The following is a 20362-nucleotide window of genomic DNA, read 5'->3' on the forward strand; positions in this document are numbered from 1 at the left end:
GTCAGTGGGTATGATATCATTGAACACTCTGTCTGAAAACCCGAGGAGGTCTGGCTGATGAAAAGCCTGAAACAGCAAAAAACAGATGAGCATCATCAAGAGCAGAAAAAGGTTGTCACAGCCGTTGAAATGCCCAAGGCTAAGCATACCACCAAAAGAAAGCGCAGGAGCCAGGGCGCGGGCTGGTGGCTCCTGCTTCTGATTGTGTTGACAACCAGCGCCTGCAGCCAGTCAGAAGCTCCTCTGGAAAGAGTGGATCGCCGGGTGACGGTGATGGAACTCCGTCAGGAAACTGCCCCACTGACCCTCCATTTCACCGGAGAAGTAGTGGCGCAGGAACTTCGCCAAATTAGCTTTCCTGTTTCGGGACGCATTGAGGCATTACATGTGGCCAAGGAAATGCCTGTGGAAGCCGATACACTTTTGGGAAATCTGGATGATACAGACTATCGCATCGCACTGGAAGGTGCCCGGGCACAGCTTCGATCAGTGCAAAGTCAACTGGATCTGGCTTTGGCAGGTGCCCTTGAAGAAGAGTTGCTGCAGGCTGAACTGGAAGCGCTGAAAGCAGAGGAAGCCACTGTTTTTGCCCAGGCTCAGCTGGGGCGCAGTGAGGCTCTCTTTGAAGCAGGTGCTGTATCTCAGTTGGAACTGGATGCAGCCAGATTGGAAGCGGCCCTTGCAGCTGCTTCATTTCAGCAGGTGGAGCAACAACTGACCCGGTTGCGCGCTGGGGCCCGGCAGGAAGAAATTGATGGTCTCGCCGCCCTCCGTGATGCCGCCGCCGCAGAAGTGACTCATGTTGAAACCCAAATGAGGCGTGCGGTGTTACAGCCCCAAACCCGGGGGATTATCACCGCTCTCCATTATGAGACAGGAGAAACCTATGTGGCGGGTACACCGCTGCTTACCCTTCGCAGCGACATCCCCAAGGTACAGGTGAGTGCCACTGTTGGGGAACTGGCACTGCTTCAACCGGGGAACCCGGCAGTGATGGTGTCCCGTGACCTGGAATGGGCAGGTGAAATCAGCCTCATCAGCACTTTTCCCGATCCGCTGACCCGCACCTATCCCATCGACATCAGCTATCAGGAGGCGGGGCACCTGCCGGGAACTGTGGTGTCCGTCGTGGTGGAAACCACCCCGGTGACAGGCATCTGGGTACCCATGAGCAGTGTTGTTGCCGGTGACCAAGACTATGTCTATGTGGTGGCGGGTGATGTGGCGGTCCAGATACCGGTGAACGTGGTACAGTCATCAGGCACCCGTTTAATGATCACAGGGGTGGAACCGGGGCAAATGCTGGTTATTGCAGGCATGTCCCGGTTATCTTCCGGTGACAGGGTTATTTGGGAAGCGGCGGGTGATCAGCCATGACCCGGTTGATCCAAAGTGTGCTGAGACATCCGCTGGTGGTATTCCTGCTGGCAGGCATGGTGGTGCTGGCGGGAGCTCTCAGTTTTTACATGTCTCCCAAACAGGAGTATCCTGAAATTGCCCCGCCCATGGCCTTGGTGACCACTGTCTATCCCGGAGCCCTGCCGGAGGACGTGGAACGGTTGGTCACCCGAAAAATTGAAGAAGAGGTGGAGGCTGTCACCGGATATCTTCGTTCCAACTCCAGATCGGTACATGGCCTGTCGGTAGTGGTGCTGGAACTGGAATACGGTACCAGTGTGGACAATGCCTGGGTAGATCTGCGCAATCGGATGAGCGATTTGCAAAAGGATTTGCCCGATGAAGCCTTCGCCATTGAAATCAACACCAAGCTGGATGAAACCGCCGGTTTTATTCTGGCGGTCACCGGCCCTGATCTGACCATGGCAGAATTGGCCTCTCTGGCATCAGAAATCAAAACATCCATGGAAGGCATCGCCGGGTTGTCCCGCATCAGCCTCACGGGTGAGCAGGCTTCCCATCTGGAAATTCGGGTGGATGCCGAAGCGCTTTTGCCATTGCCCTTAACCATGAGCCAGATCAATGACCTGATTCATGCCCAGACGGCAGCCATCCCCTTGGGGGAAGTGCAGCCCCAGTTTCAGGGAGATCAGGTACGGGTGAATCTGGCCCAGGGGATGACCAGCCAGGCGGAAGTGGAGCAGTTGGTTTTGCTGGCTTCTCCACAGTCGGGTGCCACTTTACGTTTGGGCCAGCTGGCAGATATTCGCCGGCGGACAAAGCCGGAAGAACCCAGAATCTGGCACCAGGATGAAACGGCAGTATTGATCACCGGTTATTTCACAGAAGGCAGCAACGTCCTGTTTACAGGCCGCCGGTTGCAGCAAGAACTGGCCGCCTTTGAAAACCGACTGCCTCAGGGAGCGGCACTGTCTTTTCTTCTCTTCCAACCCGATGATATTGCCGAAAAAGTCAATGGCTTTGCCCTGAATCTGCTTCAGGGAATCCTTTTTGTTTCCCTGGTGATTTTTATAGGCATGGGAATTCGTAATGCGCTGGTGGTTTCCTGCGCCATTCCCCTGTCCATCTTCATGACGCTGCTGTTCATGTACCTGTTGAAAATACCTGTTCATCAGATTTCCATTGCAGCCCTGATTATTGCGCTGGGTATGTTGGTGGACAATGCCATTGTGGTGTCTGATGCCATTCAGGTGCGCCTGGATGAAGGTCAGTCTGCCACTGAGGCAGGGGCTGGCGGTGCCCGGGATGTGGCAGTTCCTGTGTTTACCTCCACCCTCACCACCATCGGGGCCTTTTTGCCCCTGTTGATGCTGGATTCCCTGGCTGGTGACTTCATTCGAAGTGTGCCTCAAATTGTGATCATGGCCCTGGCCGCCTCCTATCTGGTGTCGGTTTTCTTCATTCCGGTGGCCGCTGCACGCTTTTTCAGGTCCCGGATTCCATCGCCAGAGAAGAACAGGGCCCGTCAGCGCATCCACCGGTTGGTGGAAACCGGTATTCGACGGCCACGGGCCAGTCTTCTGGTGTTGGGGGTGCTGGTCATCACCGCTGCCATCATGGGGTTGCAGCTGGGACTTCAGTTTTTTCCCAAAGCAGATACCGATCTGGTTTACATTGACATAAAAACCGAGAACGATCAGGGAATTGAAGCTACTTCCCGACTGGCAGAAGACGCTGCTTCACTCCTGGCAGCCTGGCCTGAAGTCACCCAGTACAGCGTCGCAGTGGGTGACGGTTTTCCCAAGTTTTACAACACTCTTCCCATTCCCCTGCAGGCCCGGGATGCAGCTCAGATCGTGTTTCGGGTGAATCTGAAAGACAGCGGCCGTTACCGGCGACTGTCTCAGTTCACTGATGACCTTCAACGGGAGCTGGACCGACAGCTGGTGGAAGGGCAGGCAACTGTAAAACTTTTGGAACAGGCTGATCCCATTGCTGCTCCGGTATTGGTGCGCATCAGCGGGGGCACCCTTCAAGAGCGGCAGCAGGCGTCCCGCCAGCTGCGGCGATGGCTGGAAGAAATTCCCGGCTCCCTGAATGTGCGGGATGATGAGGCCCCTGCCCGCTATGAATACCGTATTCAACCTGTTGATGATGTGGCCATGCGGTTGGGCATCACCCGGTATCAGCTGGCTCGCGAACTGAGTCTGGCCATCATGGGGCAGTCGGTGGCTACTGTTTCCCTGGATGGGGAGGAAACGGTGCTTTTTCTCACCAGCACGGCGAACAGCCGGGAAACCATTGAAAATATGGGCATTCTGTCACCTGTGACCGGCGAAAAAACGCCCCTGAAACAGGTGGCTGTAATGGAGGCAGTTTCTCAGCCCGCCAGTGTACTGAAGTACAACAGCCAGGAAACCATCACCGTCATGAGTGATGTGGTTTCGGGTTATAACGCCGTCAACATTCAGGATCAACTTCAGGCAATGGCAGAGAACCAGCCTGCTCCCGGGGTGCGCATGATCTTTGCCGGCGAAAAAGAAGAAATTGCCAAATATTTTGGTGAAGTGGGAGTATCAGGGGTTTTTGCGGTGATGATCGTTTTTGTCATTCTTGTGCTGCAGTTTGGCAATCTGCGGCTGCCGATGTTGATTCTGCTGACCATCCCCTTTGCGACCATTGGTTCGCTCATGGGACTGTGGCTCTTTCAGCAACCCCTTTCTTTCACTGCTCTGCTGGGAATGGTGAGCCTTTTTGGCATCGTGGTGAATAACGCCATTATTTTGCTGGATTACATTCAGTATGAGGTGCGCCAGGGGCATGATCCGCCAACGGCCTGCCGTCAGGCGGTGGCCCTTCGCCTCAGACCCATTCTCCTTACCACCATCACCACTGTGATGGGTCTGCTGCCCCTGATTCTTTCCGGCAGCGATCTTTTCACACCCCTGGCCATTGCCCTCATGGCCGGGCTGCTGGGTTCCACATTTCTGACGCTGGTAATTCTCCCGGTATTGTACCTGATCACTTATCCAAAGACTTCTGCCGCAAAAGGGATTCTTGTTCCTCATGGGGTATCAAAAGAATAAGCGTATGAAAAAAAGCGAAAAGAAGTGAGACCGGCATGAAAAAAAGGGCGACAAGCAAAAAGTTGCCGGAAATTGTTGAAGTACAGTTAAGGGCGTTGTTGAAAATGCGTGGGTATTAACCAATCAGTGATGCCCATTCATTTGTGGTTGAAGAAAGCAGGTGAAGCACATGCTACTGATGCATTGTCTCAGGCATGACCAACAGAAAGGGAAGAGAAAAGGAAATATGACTGAAAGAGCAAAAAGGCTAAAATTGCGCCAATGGCTGCCATTGTGGTTGGTGGCCTTGCTGCTCTTTTTTCCGGTTCAGGCTGTTCGGGCCCAGTCGGAGATTCCTGTGGTATTGACCATTCAGGTGGATGACATGATTACCGCCGGCACCACGGCACAAATCAGGCGGGGCATACAGGAGGCGGAGGACCGGCAGGCAGATGCACTTGTGATTCTGCTCAATACTCCCGGTGGCCTGGTGGACGCCACGCTGGATATCGTCAGCCTCATGGCAGAATCCCGGGTGCCGGTGATCACCTATGTGTCACCCCAGGGAGCCATTGCAGCCTCGGCAGGAGCCTTTATCCTCCTGGGAGGTGATGTGGCCGCCATGACGCCGGGTTCCACCACCGGTGCAGCCATGCCGGTGACACTGAACCCTGGAGAGGAAGGCACGCAAACTGCCGATGATAAAACCGTGTTGTTCCTTGCCGGTCATATTCGCAGTATTGCAGAATCCCGGAATCGGCCCGGTGATGTGGCTGAGCGATTTGTCACAGAAAACCTGACCCTGAGCACACGGGAAGCGCTGGAAGAAGGGGTAATTGATCTGACGGCGGTGAGCCTTGTCAATCTGTTGGAAGAAACAGACGGAAAGACAGTCACCATTGCCGGAGAAACCGTGATGCTGAACACTGCCGGTGCAGTGGTGGAATCGATTGAAAAATCACTGACAGAAAAGATGACCCACCTCATCAGCAACCCTCAGATCACCTTTATCTTACTGCTGTTAGGGGTGTATGGCCTTATCATTGGTTTCGGCAATCCGGGCACCTTTGTGCCGGAGGTGATGGGAGCCATCGCGCTGGTGCTGGCCCTTTACGGGCTGGGCATGTTTGAGATCAATCTTTTTGCCATGTTGCTGATTTTTCTGGGGCTGGGGCTGCTGGTGGCCGAAGCCCTCACCCCCACTTATGGGGTGCTGGGAACAGGCGGAGTCATCAGCCTGGTGCTGGGAATTCTGTATCTTCCCGTGGAACCGCTGGTGGCCCGGCGGTGGCTGGCACAGTTCCGTATGATGGCCATTGGCGTTGGTGCTGTGGGAGCCGTCTTCCTTGTGGTGCTGCTGGGAGGCCTCATGCGCCTGCGGCGGTTGCCGGTGAAAATGGGGAACCAGGAATTTTCCCAGGAAACAGGTGTGGCCGTTACGCCACTTCAGCCGGAAGGAATGATTCAAATCAGAGGCGAGCTGTGGAAGGCGAAAACCCGGAACAATGAGGTGTTGCCTGAAGGTACCCGGGTACGGGTGCTGGAACGACAACAACTGGTGTGCCTGGTGGAGCCGGTAGAGGCCTTGGCGAATGGTTCAATAGCAGAAATGGCGGATGCTGCGCCTGAGATGGATGCTGAAGCGACGGCAACAGAAGAGAAAGAATAAAATAAAGATTTTCCTTCAGAAACAAATGGAACACTTGGAAGAAACTGGAGTTCATTGACGGGTTATGAAGAGGAGGCGTTACCATGTTATTTCGATGGATAGAAAACCTGGTGCCCCTGGCGGGTGTTTTCGTGGCATTGGCAGCATTGTTGAAAATGGCGGTGAAAGTTTTTCCTGAATATGAAAGAGGCGTTCTTTTTCGACTGGGTCGTCTGGTGGCGGTGAAAGGGCCGGGGCTTATTCTTGTCATACCATTCATCGACAAAGTGATTCGAGTGCCCCTTCGTATCGTGGTGGATAACGTACCGCCCCAGGAAGTTATCACAAAAGATAATGTTACCTGCAAAGTGAACGCAGTGCTTTACTACCGGGTGACCGAGCCGGATAAAGCTGTCATCAATGTGGAAAAGTATCACGAAGCCACCAGTCAGTTTGCTCAGACAACCATGCGCAGCGTGGTGGGGCAGGCAGACCTGGATGAACTGCTTTCAGAGCGGGATCGGCTAAACCGGAGAATTCAGGAAATCGTTGATTCTGCCACAGATCCCTGGGGCATTAAAGTCACTGCGGTGGAAATAAGGGATGTCATCATTCCCGTGGAAATGCAGCGAGCCATTGCCCGCCAGGCTGAAGCAGAGCGGGATCGCCGGGCGGTGGTCATTCAGGCAGATGGTGAAAAACAGGCGGCGAAGAAGATTGCGGAAGCCACCGAAATCCTCACCCGTGTCAACGGTGCCATGACACTGCGGATGCTGCGTACCATCAGTGAATCTGCCAACCAGGAAAGCAACACCATCCTGTTTCCCATCCCCATGGAGCTGAGTCACTTACTCACCAAATGGACTGAACCTCCGGTAGTCAAACGGGAAGAAAAGAAACCTGAAACCACCGGGGCCTGGGAAGAAACCTGGGCGGCAGATGAAGAAGTGTAAGGCATAATTTGAATGAGTAGAATTTGAATGAGTAGTCCAAATCACTCGATCAACAGCGACTGTTGCATGAAGCGCTGTTGATCGGGTGTCTTTTTTGGTGGTGCCATGATGGGGTTAAGTAGGTTGATTCATTGTGAAAAAGGTGAATCGACGTGTTTATCAAACGTAAAAAAGGAGGGAGTGATGTTGAAGTTTTTGATAAAACACCATAATCTGTGATACAATATAGGTTATTAAAAACAGGAACATCACTATTCTTATGCAATCAGAGATTGTTCAATAAATGTGTTTGCCAAACCCGTCATCAAGGCATTCTCCTTTTCCAGCGATCTAAGCACTTTTTCTTCCAAAAACAACAATGAATCTAACGTTTCTCTCAACACACAATAAAGAATAATCTGAATAATACTGGGCAAATGCAGGAGTGAGCCAGTAGGAGGATGAAACGTGCTGTTACATTTCCAATATTTATTGATAGCGGCAATTCTTATTTCAATAAGCATATATATGTACGTATCCATGCAAATACTTGAAGACAGTCAATCAGCCAATGATTTCATTCAAAAAATCATTGGGGTGGCATCATTTTCTGTTCTGATCACAGCCTCGGTACTCATGAAGGGTATTCTTCTTAACACCTTTCTGGGTGTTCACAGTTCACCAAGATATCAGGTGATTACTTCGATGGTCATCCTGGTGATGGTCGTGGTTTTTTCCGTGCTTCTCATTAGTCACCGAAATCATTCTTACTTCTATAGCAGAAGAAAAGAACTGTTTGCAGGTGCGACAGCGTTTATTGCGGTGATTCCGGTGCATCGGTTTGACATACTGTACTATATTTCCACCATTATTTTTATGGTAACAGCCGGCGGTTTTTTACATAAGAGCTTCTTTAAACTGAAAATGAGGAGTAATGTGGGCCTGTACTTTATGGTTATTGCCAGCAGCTCTGTTGTTGCTGCAGTGGTACTTTCCTATTATTTTGAACCCTTGTTTTTCAACACCTTTAATATGGGGCTGCTTACTTTTGTTATGCTGGGTTTTTTTGTATTTTACATCTCGCATTATCACGAAGAGTTGAATCACAAAATGTGTGTGCTGACAGAACAGGAGCAAACCATTAAAAGTAAAAACAGAAAACTTAAAGAAGCCATCTATCAAGATGCAGTGGTTGGTATTCCCAACAGAAATGCGTTTGAAGAGGCTGTTTTGGAAAATGGTGATAACTGTTATGTGGGACTGTTAAATATTCGGGATTTTATGAGTTATAACAAACTCCTGGGTTTTGCCCGGGGAAACCAGATCTTACAGGAACTGGCAAGGGTGTTACTGGAGATTAATTCCACCAACACAAGCATTTACAGATACTATTCCGACAAGTTGATCATTATTTTCAAAACCAAGTGTTTTGAAGAAGCAACTAAACTTGCCATGGCCACTCAATCGACCATCGAATCAATGAAGTTTCAGGGGGTGGCAATCAGAACCTATATGGGTCTGTATCATTTAACCAAAGATGAGATCTTTTCATCAGAAAACTGCTGTACTGACTTGTATGGAGCTTTGGAAACGGCATCGTCAATGGCCCAAAATACCAGCACGTCAATCTACCATTACCATTCAGATGATCATGAAAAAGAAAGATTCGCCACTTCGCTGGAGATAAAACTGCTGGAAGCCATTGAAAAGAAACGTTTCCAGGTATTCTACCAACCACAGTATGACAACAAAAAGCTTAAAATCAACTCTTTTGAAGCCCTCATTCGATGGAAGGATGGCGAAACTTTTGTGGCACCAAATGATTTCATCCCTTTAGCGGAGAAAAAGGGGTTGATGGGGCCCATTACATGGCAGGTGATTGATACTGTTTTCAGGGATGTTTCAGAGCATGCTTTCTTTTCTGGGCGAACCGTTGCGATTAATCTGTCTGCGGATCAATTGGTGGAGGATGCATTTATTGAGTATGTGACAGATAAGAAAGAGATGCATGCTTTAGAGCCTCAAAGAATCGTGTTTGAAATTACTGAAACAAGTCTTTTCAACGATATTGAAAAAGTGAAGCTCACTTTGAATGCTCTCAGAAAAATGGGCTTTCAATTATCGATCGATGACTTTGGTGCAGGGTATTCTTCGCTGTTTCGCATATCTGAACATGAAATCGATGAAGTCAAGTTTGACAAATCATTTATTGCGGATATTGAGAACCCAAAAACGTATGCCATCATGAAAAAAACAGCTGAACTGTTTAACAGCTTTGGTATCCGGGTTGTGGTTGAAGGTGTTGAGAAAAAAGAACAGATGGAAATGATTGAGGGCTTTATGATCGATTTGTATCAAGGTTACTATTTTTGCAAACCAGCACCACTCGAGAAACTTATGGAAATGTTTAGTTTGGAGAAATCATCTGGCAACAAGATCAATAATGAAGGAGGCCAACTCAATGAAACAACCCCATATTCTTTGCCAGCCAGACCAGGTGGCACCCCAGGTGCTTCTGCCGGGAGATCCGGCCCGGGTATTGCGGGTGGCGGATTTTCTGGATGAATGGAAAGAGATCGCTTTTAACCGGGAGTTTCGCACCATTACCGGCACCTACCGGGGGATGCCGGTAACAGTCACCTCCACCGGTATAGGCGGCGCTTCTGCTGCCATTGCCGTTGAAGAACTGGCAGCTTGCGGTGTGCGTACCATGATTCGCATCGGCAGCGCCGGTGCCGTTCAGGCGGGAATTGCCATTGGAGATCTGATCATCGCCCAGGGGGCCGTGCGGGAAGACGGTGCTTCTCGCATGTACGTTCCGGAAGCTTATCCGGCGGTGGCTTCTCCCAGGCTGACCCTGGCATTGGAAGACGCCTGCTTTAAGTTGGCCATTCCATGGCACAGCGGTCTGGTACGCAGTCATGATTCTTTCTATATCGATGAAGAAGCAGCCATTATGGCCCAATGGAACCGGAAAGGCGTGTTGGGTTCAGATATGGAAACAGCAGCAGTGCTGACAGTTGCCCGGCTCCGAGGCGTTGAAGCAGCGGCCATTCTCAATAACGTGGTGCTTTATGAGGGTGATGTGAAAGAAGGCGTGGGCGAGTATGTGGATGAAACAACCGCAGCTGCTGAAGGTGAAAAAAGAGAAATACAGGTGGCGCTGGAGGCCCTGTACCATTCCTGTGAAGATAGTAAGCCATAAAAGCTTATACGCTGTAGAAGCAAGGGGCGTTAAAGAAAGCGTTTTGTGAAACCATAAAATAACAGCCAAAATCTAATGCTGGCTGTTTTTTTATGGTTTCACATCCGGTGGTGTCTGGTATAATGGAGACATCATTATCAAAAGAGTCGGAAAAATGGGTGGTCTTGTTTGGAAGGAGCTTCTCAGGTGAATGCATCACAGCAAATCCATCAACTGAAGGAAGAACTGAATAAATACCGGCTGATGTTTGAACACGCACCCTTGGGGATGTTCCATCTAAACCATCAGGGGGTGGTGACAGACTGCAACGATCAACTGGGAAACATTGTGGGAGCGCCAAAGGAAAAGGTGCTGGGCATCAACGCCCTTACCTTGGAGAACAGTGCTTATGTGTCAGCGGTTCGACAGGCAATGGCAGGCAACATGGCCTCTTTCGAAGGCGCATATACCTCGGTGGCAGGTGGAAAGTCCCGCTTCCTGCGGGTTCTTTTTGCGCCGACCGGCGAACCACAAAAGGGCAGTTGGGAAGTGGTGGCCATTGTGGAGGACATCACGGAAAAACAGCAGGCAGCCCAGCAGTTGAAGGCCAGTGAAGAACGGTTTCAGATTGCCCTGGAGAATAGCGGCGATGGTGTCTGGGATTGGGATCTGAAGTCAGATGATACTGATGTCACCGATAACTGGCTGGAGCGGCTGGGATACCAGCGTCATGAGATAGACCTCAGCCTCGAAGGCTTTCTGACCTATGTACATGCGGATGACCGGGAGAAGATAGTGGAACAATTTCAGTGTTTTTCGACAGGGAAAACGCCGCAGTTCAGTGTCCTTTTTCGGATGCGGTGCCGGGATGGCACTTTCCGATGGTTTTCTTCCGTAGGAAAACCTGTTGAATGGTCAGAAAAAGGTGAGCCGATGCGAGCCATTGGCACCCACCGGGATGTCACGGCCCAGCAGGAAGCCATTGAAGCGCTGAAAGTCAGTGAACGGAGCAAATCAGTCCTCCTGTCCAACCTGCCGGGAATGGCATATCGATGCGAATATATTCAGGATACCTGGCAGATGACCTACATTTCGGAGGGATGTTTTGATCTGACGGGTTATCCTGCGCATTCGCTGAAAGGAACCAATCAGTCGTTGAAAGAGCTGATTTTACCCAGGGGAATCGTTCTGCCGGAGTACCGGGAAAAACTTTGGGATAAATGGCTTCAGATGATGCGGGAACAAAAGGCTTTTCGAAGCGAATACCCCATTATTACCGCTGAAGGTGAGACGAAGTGGGTATGGGAGCAGGGGCGGGTAATTCTGGATGACATTGGCAGGGTGAACGCCCTGGAATGCTTTGTCACAGATATCACTGAACGTCGTGAAGCAGAAGAAAAGAACCGCCGGCTGGACAAGTTGAAAGATGAGTTTCTGGCCAACACATCCCACGAATTGCGAACACCCCTTAATGGAATCATCAGCATTGTGGAATCCCTTTTGAAAGGGATCGGCGGCTCCATGACATCTGATCAGCGACAAAACTTATTGCTGGTACGTCTCAGCGCCAGGCGACTGGCGGCCCTGGTGAATGATATTCTGGATTTTTCCCGTATTCGGCACCATGATTTACGACTCCATTTGCGGCCCGTTGACCTTCACAGCAGTATCCGCCTGGTAATGGATCTTTTTCGCCATCAGGCAGAACACCGGGGAATTCAACTGGTGAATCAGATATCTCCCCACAGCCAAATGGTATTGGCGGATGAAAATCGCCTGAGCCAAATCTTCTTCAATCTCATCGGCAATGCCCTTCGCTATACTGAAAAGGGAAGCATCACCGTTACCGGCCAACAGCAGGATGACATGATGAAGTTGACAGTGGCAGATACAGGCATTGGCATTCCGGAAGAACGACAGGACAATCTATTTGAGTATTATGAGCAGGCAGGGTTATCACCGGAGAGAGAATACAGCGGTACCGGGCTGGGACTGCCCATTACCCGTCAACTGGTGGAGCTTCACGGCGGCACGATTCAGGTGTGTTCCGTGGTTGGTCAAGGCAGTGCATTCACCTTTACACTGCCATTGGCACGACGACAGGAATCGCAGGAACGGTTGGGACATCCGGTTGATTATGCGGCTATAACAGAGCAGGAGAATATGACCGACTTCTACGTGGAACCCCTGACTGGTTCTGAAACAGCTCACATTCAACAGAGTGAGTTCACAGTGCTGGTGGTGGACGACGAACCGGTGAACCGGCAGTCGCTTATGAACATACTGGCTTTGAAAAAAATGAGTGTCGTGGCAGCTGAAAGCGGTCACCGGGCACTGGAGCTTTTGAAAGGGCCGAATAGACCAGATCTGTGCATTATTGATATTATGATGCCCCGCATGAATGGGTATGAGCTTTGCCATAAAATCCGGGAAAGATTCACTTCCTTTGAACTGCCAGTGATTTTTTTGACGGCTCGTTACGGCGAAACAGAGTTAAATCAGGGATTCAAAGTGGGAGGCAACGACTTTTTACACAAGCCATTTGAAGAATCGGAGTTACTGGCTCGGGTTGAAACCCTGCTGCATTTGAAAAAATCGGTGGAAAAAGCCATGGTGGCAGAAATTGCGTTTCTTCAAGCACAGATCAAGCCTCATTTTCTTTATAATGCACTGAACACCATCGCTGCTTATTGTGAAGTGGAAAGTGAAAAAGCCGGGAGGCTGATTTTATCCCTCTCCACTTATCTCAGAGGCAGCCTTGCCTTCGATAATTTACAGCAAACCATCACTCTGGAGCAGGAGCTGCAATTGACAAAGGCATACGCAGAAATTGAACAGGCCCGGTTTCCCCAGGTGGCAGTGACCTATCAAATTGAAGAAGCAGCCAGCCTGCGACTACCCCCTCTGGTGATTCAGCCTTTGGTAGAAAATGCCATTCGTCATGGAATCTGTCCCCGGCGGGAAGGGGGAGAAGTATCTGTCAAGGTGATGGAGCAGGTATCGGGTTATTTGGTGGAAGTCAGTGACAATGGTGTCGGTGTTGACATTCGGGTCTTGCACCAGGCCATGAATCAGTCGCTATGCGGAAAAAGTGTGGGGCTCTGCAACATTCAAACCCGGTTAAAACGCCTTTATGGGCAGGGTCTTCAGGCGAGCAGCCACCCAGAAAAAGGCACATGCATTCGTTTTCTGATTCCAAGACAGTGAGGAGTGAGCAGATGCTAAAAGTCATTATCGTGGATGATGAACCCATGTCTGTGAAGCGTTTCAGCGGACTACTGGCAAAAACGGGGATGGTCACGCTGGCGGCGGCTTACACGAATCCGGAGGAAGCGCTGAAAAATGCAGCGATTGATGGAGCTGCGGTGGCGTTTATCGATATTGAAATGCCCGGCATGAACGGACTGGAACTGACAGAGAAATTACAGGAGGTGAACCCGATGCTGGATGTGGTGATGGTGACAGCTCATGATCACTATGCACTGGAAGCCTATCGGGCCCACGCCATTGGATACCTGCTGAAACCTGTTTCACTTGAAGAAGTGGCTCGTCAGCTGGAGTTGATCCGGCTGAGACGTGAAACACACAAACCTCCTGAGAGGCCGCCAGTTTTATCCATTCGCAGCTTCGGCCGGTTTCGGTGCCATACCGGTGAAGATTCACCGGCATATTTCAATTGGCGAACGGCGAAGGCCAGAGAACTGCTGGCTTTTTTGCACCATCACCAGGGAAAACCAGTGTCCCGGGACGTGATTTTGGATACCCTCTGGCCTGAAATGGACCTGGACCGGGCAGTGAAAAATTTTCACGCCACCAGTTATTATCTTCGGGAGTCGCTGAAAGAAAGAAATCTGGCCAACTGTTTTGAGCGTTTGAATGGTGCCTATCGACTTCGAATGGACCTGGTTGACAGTGATGAGGCAGCCTTTGAACAACAAAAGCAGCTGATGGAAGCCACAGAAAACCAGTTGGAATCCAACAAAAGAATGGCGGCTATTTACCAGGGGGCCTATTGCGAGGAAGATGATTACCCCTGGGCAGAAGAAAAGCGCACTCGTTACGAACAGGAGTATTTGGAAGCGCTTCAGAGACTTGTTGACGACCTGCTGGAAAAGAAAGAACTGCAGGAAGCGGCACAGACCCTGCGACGCCTCCTGCAGGTAGACCCTTATGAAGAAAAGAACCATGAAAAACTCATGGATATATTCATCATGCAGGATAACTGGCCGGCAGTCAGGGCACACTACCAGTATGTGAAAGAACTTTTCCTCCAGGATTTGGGAGAAACACCCAGCCAGTCGTTACGGGATAAAATAGCCTGTTTTCATGTAAAACAGGAAAAATGAGTTTAGTTTTTGTTTAGACTGCTTCAAGTATGATAGAATGAAATGGAAGCATGGTGATATAGGGAAAGAAAAGGAGAATGAAGATGAAATGCAATGTGGTGAAGCGCCGATCCGTTGGTATGTTGATCACAACAGTGAGCATAATGTTAGCGATGAACCCGGTAAGTGCCGCGACCAATTCGACGACAGAGGCGGCCGGCTGGCTGTCAGATTTGATTATTGCCTGCGTCAACCTGTTTGTCCGACTGGTGATGATTTTTGTTGGATAGTCTCTAAGACCAGAAGAAACGGGTGCATCAATTGACGGGTGTTATACGCGTTCTTCATGAAAAAGATTTTTGAACCTCTGTTCCTCCGGGAAACAGAGGTTTTGTTTTACGAGAGGTTCATAGTGGTAGATGAGACTGCTGAGAGTCAGGTTAAACTCAGTAACAACGGGTATGAAACAGAAAGAATGTGCGGAAGTAGAAATTGTCGATAGCCTGAGGGAGGCGCTGTAATGAATCCATATCGAAGTGTCAAAAAAGTAGTCAGGGGAAGAGATGCCAGCGATGGTGCCGGCGTGAAGCTGGTGCGGGTTTTCAGCAACCGGGATGCCGCTGACTTTGATCCGTTTCTGATGATGGATGCCTTTGACAATGACAAGCCGGAGGAGTATGTGAAAGGGTTTCCCTGGCATCCCCACCGGGGAATTGAAACCATTACTTATTTGTTGGAAGGAAACGTGGAACATGGTGACAGTCTGGGGAACAAAGGCAACATTTATGATGGGGACTGTCAGTGGATGACTGCCGGCAGCGGTATTATTCACCAGGAAATGCCCCAGCCGCCGGGACGCATGGTGGGGGTGCAGATTTGGTTGAATCTGCCGGCGAAGGACAAAATGACCACTCCCGCCTACGGGGATATTCTGTCAAAAAACGTGCCCCTGTTGGAAGACCAGGGATGTGACGTGCGGGTTATTGCCGGTGATTACCGGGGAACCAGTGGAGCCTTTGAAGGCAGATACATTAAGCCCCGGTTCATTGATGTGACCATGCCCCCCCAAAGCATCTGGGTGTTGGATACAGAGCCTGATAACACCCTTTACACCTATATCTTTTCAGGGGAAGGGTGTTTTGATCCGGATTCCGGCGAAAACACCGGCGCCAAAACCACCCTGCTTTTTGAGGACGGCAGACAGCTGAAAGTCACCACAGGAGAGAAACCGTTGCGGTTCATTCTTCTTTCGGGCCCGCGGCTCAACGAACCCATTGCCTGGGGAGGCCCCATTGTCATGAACACAAGCGAAGAACTGGATCAGGCTTTTCAGGATCTGGACGAAGGTACCTTCATTAAAGAACGGATTTAGAATATCATCGAATATACGTCGAGGCAGAAAGCATGCTGGCAGGAGGAGTACTATGATCACCATCGGATGTCACCTTTCCATCGCAAAAGGATTTTACCAGGCAGGGTTGGACGCGGTTTCCATAGGTGCCAATACCTTTCAGTTTTTCACCAGAAATCCTCGGGGTGGGAAAGCCAAGGGGATTGATGAAATAGATGTGAAGCAGCTAAAAACCCTCATGAATACCCACCAATTTGGGCCATTGGTTGCCCATGGGGCCTATACCATGAATCTGTGCTCCAACAAACCGGAAACCCGGGCTTTTTCCCGAATGATTTTTCAGGATGACTTGGAACGTCTGAAACAACTGCCGGAAAGCGTGTATGTTTTTCATCCCGGTTCCCATGTGGATCAGGGGGTAGAAACCGGCATCGCCCTGATTGTGGAATCCCTCAATGAACTGTTGACTTCAGAAACAGAAAACTGGATATTGCTGGAAGGCATGTCAGGAAAAGGGTCTGAAGTGGGAAGTGCCTTCGAAGAACTCAAGATGATCATTGACGGGGTGAAAAACAACCGGCGGCTGGGCATCTGCCTGGATAGCTGTCACCTCTACTCCGCCGGGTACGATATTGTCACTGATCTGGATAAGGTGCTGGATCATGCAGACAGTCTCATTGGCCTGGAGCGACTGAAGGCCTTTCATCTCAACGACAGCCTGGTGCCCTTTAACTCCCGAAAAGACCGTCACGCCACCATTGGTGAAGGGAGTCTGGGACTTGAGGCACTGGTGAATGTAATGACCCATCCACGTTTGCGGCATCTTCCCTTTAACCTGGAAACACCCAATGAGCTTCCAGTGCATCAGGAAGAAATCAGGAAACTGAAAGCAGCTGCAGCCAAGTTCCTTCTGTGAAACAAATCTTTCGGTGAACCGTCTGTATCATTGTCAACATAAAGGAGGCGAAAGCAGATGGTGATTTCTTTATTAATTCCACTGGCACTGCTGGCGATTGTTGTGCTGGTGATTGCCGGTGCGAGAAGCGGTTCACATCAGGGAGGCGAAGACATGATTCGAAATGTGTACATCTATGTGGTTTTGTTTGCAACATTAATGATGACCATTGGCGGCAGCGTGGCGGCGTTCATGGCAATGGCAGACATGGTGGCGCCGGCTCCCTACTACCAGAGCTATGAAGATTACCGACGGTGGGGAATTGAACGGGAACTGAAAGAAGATGGTGAAGTGATGGCTCAGCTGAGCGAAGAAGAAATTCGGGAAAAGTACGATGCCATGGTGATAGCTGAGACAGAGCGACAGGTGGTACGGGCCAAAAATTCCCTTGTTAAAAGCTTGGGCTGGATTGCCATACCACTGCCCATCTTCCTGTTTTATTCCCGAAAGCTGCGACAACGACAGGCAGCAGGTGCCTAATGGCTTGCCAGGCAGAAAGGGTAGGTTAAATGAAATCGATAAATGTTTCCAAACTTAAGAAGAAAAAGGGGCTTATCATTGGTATTCTGCTGATAGTATTTCTGGCATCGGGTGTCATCTGGGGGGAACGGTGGTTCCAGCTTCGTCAGTATCGCCAGGAAGTGGCAGCCATTGAACTGACAGGCGTCGACTTAAAAACCCTGGAAGACGGCATTTATGAAGGGGAGAAAACCATCACCTGGATCTCTGCGACTGCCAGGGTGACGGTGGAAAACCACCGTATCACCGGTCTGGAATTTAGTCATCAGCATGACCGGGGAGAAGCGGCCAATGTGATTCCTGGTCAGGTCATGGCGTTCCAAACCACCCAGGTGGATCTGGTGTCGGGAGCCACCAACAGCAGCAAAGTGATTCTTCAAGCCATTGAAACGGCTTTAAAATCACCGCCGGTGACTCATATTTCAAAAGAATACCAGTACGAAGGGCCACATCGGGTGGAAGTGGAAGGCCGGGAACTGGAACTGGTTCGACTACCCAAATCAGTTGCAGAAGAAGTGGTGGTGCGCGATTTCATCAGCTCAGTCACCTTTGACTTTGATGAAAAATATAAGCTTTTAGCTGATATTGAGCCACATACCGTCAGTATTGAAAATGAACGGAAGCTGGCACTGGAAGAAGGCCGTTACATGAAAGCGGTTACATTGTACCATGTGGATACCCTGAGCGCCAAAGAATACAATGAGGGGCTGTTGGCCAATGGAGCCTGCAATGACTATTATTATGATGGTGTGATGGATCTGGTAAAACAGTACCAGCTGGTCGACTTTGAAGTGATCAATGTGGATTACGAACAGGTGCTTTCCGATGACACCGGTGGCCCCCAGTGGGGCACTGGGCGATACCTTCGCAATTTCCTTGTGGGGCACCGTGAGAATGAAGACTTATGGAAAATATACGATTATGCCATGCCGGTGAACCGATCCGGCCAATGATTCCACGGGTATGATCAACAACAGCACAAAACCGGAAGTGCCTTGCAGCGGCTTCCGGTTTTGTGCTGTTATCTTACCAAAATATAAGAAAGGAGGATGTAAGCAAAAGGTAATTACTGCTCGTTGGCAACATTTTCACCGGCGATTCTGCCAAAGACGGCAATATCTGCCAGGGCGTTGCCGCCAAGTCGGTTGGCACCATGAATACCGCCAGTGACTTCGCCGGCAGCGTAGAAGCCGGGAATCACATTGCCGTCAGTATCAAGTACCTGTGCCAGGGTGTTGATTTCAATACCACCCATGGTATGGTGAACGGTGGGTACGCGGGGACCTGCATAGAAAGGTGCCTGTTCAATTTTTCGGTCAAAAAGGGTGCGGCCAAACTCGTCGGGGCCGCCTTTTTCAACAGCTTCGTTAAATGATTCAACGGCCTGAACCAGACTGGCAGGATCCACGTTAATGGCGGCTGCCAGTTCTTCCAGGGTGTCGCCTTTGAATGCACGGCCCTGATCAATCAGTTCATTAATGGTTTCGTTAAAATTATTCTTTTGAGTTTCGGGGTCAGGGTAGTTGGTGCTGTCTAATACAACGTAAAGATAAGAATCTGTCTGTTCCATCAGTGCCAGAGTCATCACATCGCGTCGTGCTCCTTCATCAACAAAACGGTTCCCTTCTTTATTGACGAAGATACGGTTTTCAACACCCTGCTCAATGTTGCCGCTGAGACTTCCGCTGTTGGGATCGCCCAGGGGAAGCAGCTGAATGTCTTTCATGCCGATAAGGCTGGCTCCGATGGCTTCAGCCATAACCAGACCATCGCCGGTGGCGCCGGGGTGATTGGTGCTCTTCAGGTTGGTCAGTGCAGGCCAGTCTTCGTTGAAGCGATCACGCATTTCTGAGTTCACTCCAAATCCGCCGGAAGCCATGACAACACCCTTGGAGGCGTTCAAGGTAACATCGTCGTTGAAATGTTTGGCGATAACACCAGTGACACGACCGTTTTCAACAATAAGCTCGGTGGCTTCGGTATCCAGCAGCACTTCAATACCATCATGGGCATTAATGTAGTTGGAGTAAGTGTCAATGAAGCCGGTGCCCAATGGTGTGGAAGGTTTGTGTGCACGGGGCCACAGGCCGCCAAGAACAGTAAACACCTCATCATTGAACTTCATGCCCAGGCTTTCCAGCCATTCAATGGCCGGATAGGCGTTTTCCACCAGCACACGAACCAGTTCAGGATTACCCACCTGGTCGCCGCCGTCGAAGGTTTGCTGAAAATGCTTGTCAATGGAATCTTCGATTCCCTGAGCTTCCTGTCTGCCGGGATCAACAGCGTTGAATGCACCACCGGAAAGAATGGTGTTACCACCCAGGCGGGGCATTTTTTCGATGATAATAACACTGGCACCATTTTGATGTGCAGTGACAGCCGCGGCCAGACCGGCACCGCCACCACCAATGACCACCACATCAGCATCGTAGGAAACGGCTTCACCGGTAGCTGCAGCACTGCCAGCACCGCTTTGAAGGGCAGCAATATCTGCGCCGGCCTGCTCCAATGCATTGATAATGGCTGAAATCAGAGCGTCACTGGTAACGGTTGCGCCAGAAACAGCGTCAACTGCCAGGTTTTGCTGGGAGAGAATCGCAGCAGGAATTCTTTCGAAAACAAGATCAGTGATGCCGGCACTCTCTTTGTGGTCGGTTGTTTCAATGCTGACAATTTCATCAGCGGTGACAGTGACTTCAACAGTGAGATCACCGTTGTGTCCGTCAACAGTCGCTGTGTAGGTACCTGCCTGAAACAATGCATCAACAGACTCATCAACTGGTGCAGCAGGTGCTTCTGTGGTGGTTGGCTGGCAGGCAGCCAGACTTAACACCATGAATAATGCAAGCAGCAAAGCCAAGCCTTTCTTAAAATGTGTCAAGCGATTCATCAAATTACCCCTTTCAAACTTTTAGAATGTAGTCACTGAATGTACTCAATGACCTAGACCATTCTACGATATTGTTAAGACATTGTCAACAGATGAAACATGTTTTGCAAAAAAAGAGTATCCTCAAAAAC

15 protein-coding genes are annotated in these 20362 nt (G+C 50.2%); 13 read left to right on the forward strand and 2 right to left on the reverse strand.

The features are described from left to right. The first annotated feature begins 57 nt into the window (after positions 1-57). The 4 genes from AAIG11_RS05640 to AAIG11_RS05655 all read left to right on the forward strand — a co-directional run bounded on the left by AAIG11_RS05640 (position 58) and on the right by AAIG11_RS05655 (position 7025). A complete protein-coding gene (locus tag AAIG11_RS05640) occupies positions 58-1377 on the forward strand; it encodes an efflux RND transporter periplasmic adaptor subunit (protein ID WP_343185260.1) in 1320 nt (439 codons plus the stop codon). Continuing rightward, on the forward strand, positions 1374-4445 hold the full coding sequence (locus AAIG11_RS05645) for an efflux RND transporter permease subunit (RefSeq protein ID WP_343185261.1): 3072 nt from the start codon (positions 1374-1376) through the stop codon (positions 4443-4445). Before AAIG11_RS05640 ends, AAIG11_RS05645 begins: the two co-directional genes overlap by 4 nt. Before the next feature lie 226 nt (positions 4446-4671). Then, on the forward strand, positions 4672-6093 hold the full coding sequence (locus AAIG11_RS05650; RefSeq protein WP_343185262.1) for an NfeD family protein: 1422 nt from the start codon (positions 4672-4674) through the stop codon (positions 6091-6093). 83 nt (positions 6094-6176) lie between these two features. Further along, a complete protein-coding gene (locus AAIG11_RS05655) occupies positions 6177-7025 on the forward strand; it encodes a slipin family protein (RefSeq protein WP_343185263.1) in 849 nt (282 codons plus the stop codon). A 257-nt stretch (positions 7026-7282) separates the two neighbouring features. Here AAIG11_RS05655 and AAIG11_RS05660 read toward each other — a convergent pair whose 3' ends face one another. Continuing rightward, positions 7283-7546: a hypothetical protein gene (locus AAIG11_RS05660; protein ID WP_343185264.1), complete on the reverse strand. Its 264-nt coding sequence runs from the start codon at positions 7544-7546 to the stop codon at positions 7283-7285. Here AAIG11_RS05660 and AAIG11_RS05665 point away from each other — a divergent pair. From AAIG11_RS05665 to AAIG11_RS05705, 9 genes are all read left to right on the forward strand, one after another. Further along, positions 7533-9569 carry a bifunctional diguanylate cyclase/phosphodiesterase gene (locus AAIG11_RS05665; protein ID WP_343185265.1) on the forward strand — a complete coding sequence of 679 codons (2037 nt, stop codon included), beginning with the start codon at positions 7533-7535 and terminating at the stop codon, positions 9567-9569. The genes AAIG11_RS05660 and AAIG11_RS05665 overlap by 14 nt on opposite strands. Next, entirely contained in the window at positions 9466-10209 is a 744-nt protein-coding gene (locus AAIG11_RS05670) for a nucleoside phosphorylase (protein ID WP_343185266.1), read from the forward strand. Before AAIG11_RS05665 ends, AAIG11_RS05670 begins: the two co-directional genes overlap by 104 nt. A gap of 186 nt (positions 10210-10395) precedes the next feature. Continuing rightward, entirely contained in the window at positions 10396-13395 is a 3000-nt protein-coding gene (locus AAIG11_RS05675; RefSeq protein ID WP_343185267.1) for an ATP-binding protein, read from the forward strand. 11 nt (positions 13396-13406) lie between these two features. After that, entirely contained in the window at positions 13407-14534 is a 1128-nt protein-coding gene (locus AAIG11_RS05680; protein WP_343185268.1) for a response regulator, read from the forward strand. An 83-nt stretch (positions 14535-14617) separates the two neighbouring features. Beyond that, positions 14618-14803, forward strand: a complete 186-nt coding sequence (locus AAIG11_RS05685) for a hypothetical protein (RefSeq protein ID WP_343185269.1) — start codon at positions 14618-14620, stop codon at positions 14801-14803. A gap of 230 nt (positions 14804-15033) precedes the next feature. Then, positions 15034-15885 (forward strand): pirin family protein, encoded by an 852-nt coding sequence (locus tag AAIG11_RS05690; protein ID WP_343185270.1) that lies wholly within the window; start codon positions 15034-15036, stop codon positions 15883-15885. A gap of 52 nt (positions 15886-15937) precedes the next feature. After that, a complete protein-coding gene (locus tag AAIG11_RS05695; RefSeq protein WP_343185271.1) occupies positions 15938-16780 on the forward strand; it encodes a deoxyribonuclease IV in 843 nt (280 codons plus the stop codon). Between the two features lie 57 nt (positions 16781-16837). Next, entirely contained in the window at positions 16838-17299 is a 462-nt protein-coding gene (locus tag AAIG11_RS05700; RefSeq protein ID WP_343185272.1) for a hypothetical protein, read from the forward strand. A gap of 29 nt (positions 17300-17328) precedes the next feature. After that, a complete protein-coding gene (locus tag AAIG11_RS05705; protein ID WP_343185273.1) occupies positions 17329-18291 on the forward strand; it encodes an FMN-binding protein in 963 nt (320 codons plus the stop codon). A gap of 113 nt (positions 18292-18404) precedes the next feature. Here the strand turns inward: AAIG11_RS05705 and AAIG11_RS05710 are convergent, their stop codons facing one another. Continuing rightward, entirely contained in the window at positions 18405-20231 is a 1827-nt protein-coding gene (locus tag AAIG11_RS05710) for a flavocytochrome c (RefSeq protein WP_343185274.1), read from the reverse strand. Between the last annotated feature and the right edge of the window lie 131 nt (positions 20232-20362).

The organism is Anoxynatronum sibiricum (assembly GCF_039414295.1).
Lineage (GTDB): Bacteria > Bacillota > Clostridia > Peptostreptococcales > Tindalliaceae > Anoxynatronum > Anoxynatronum sibiricum.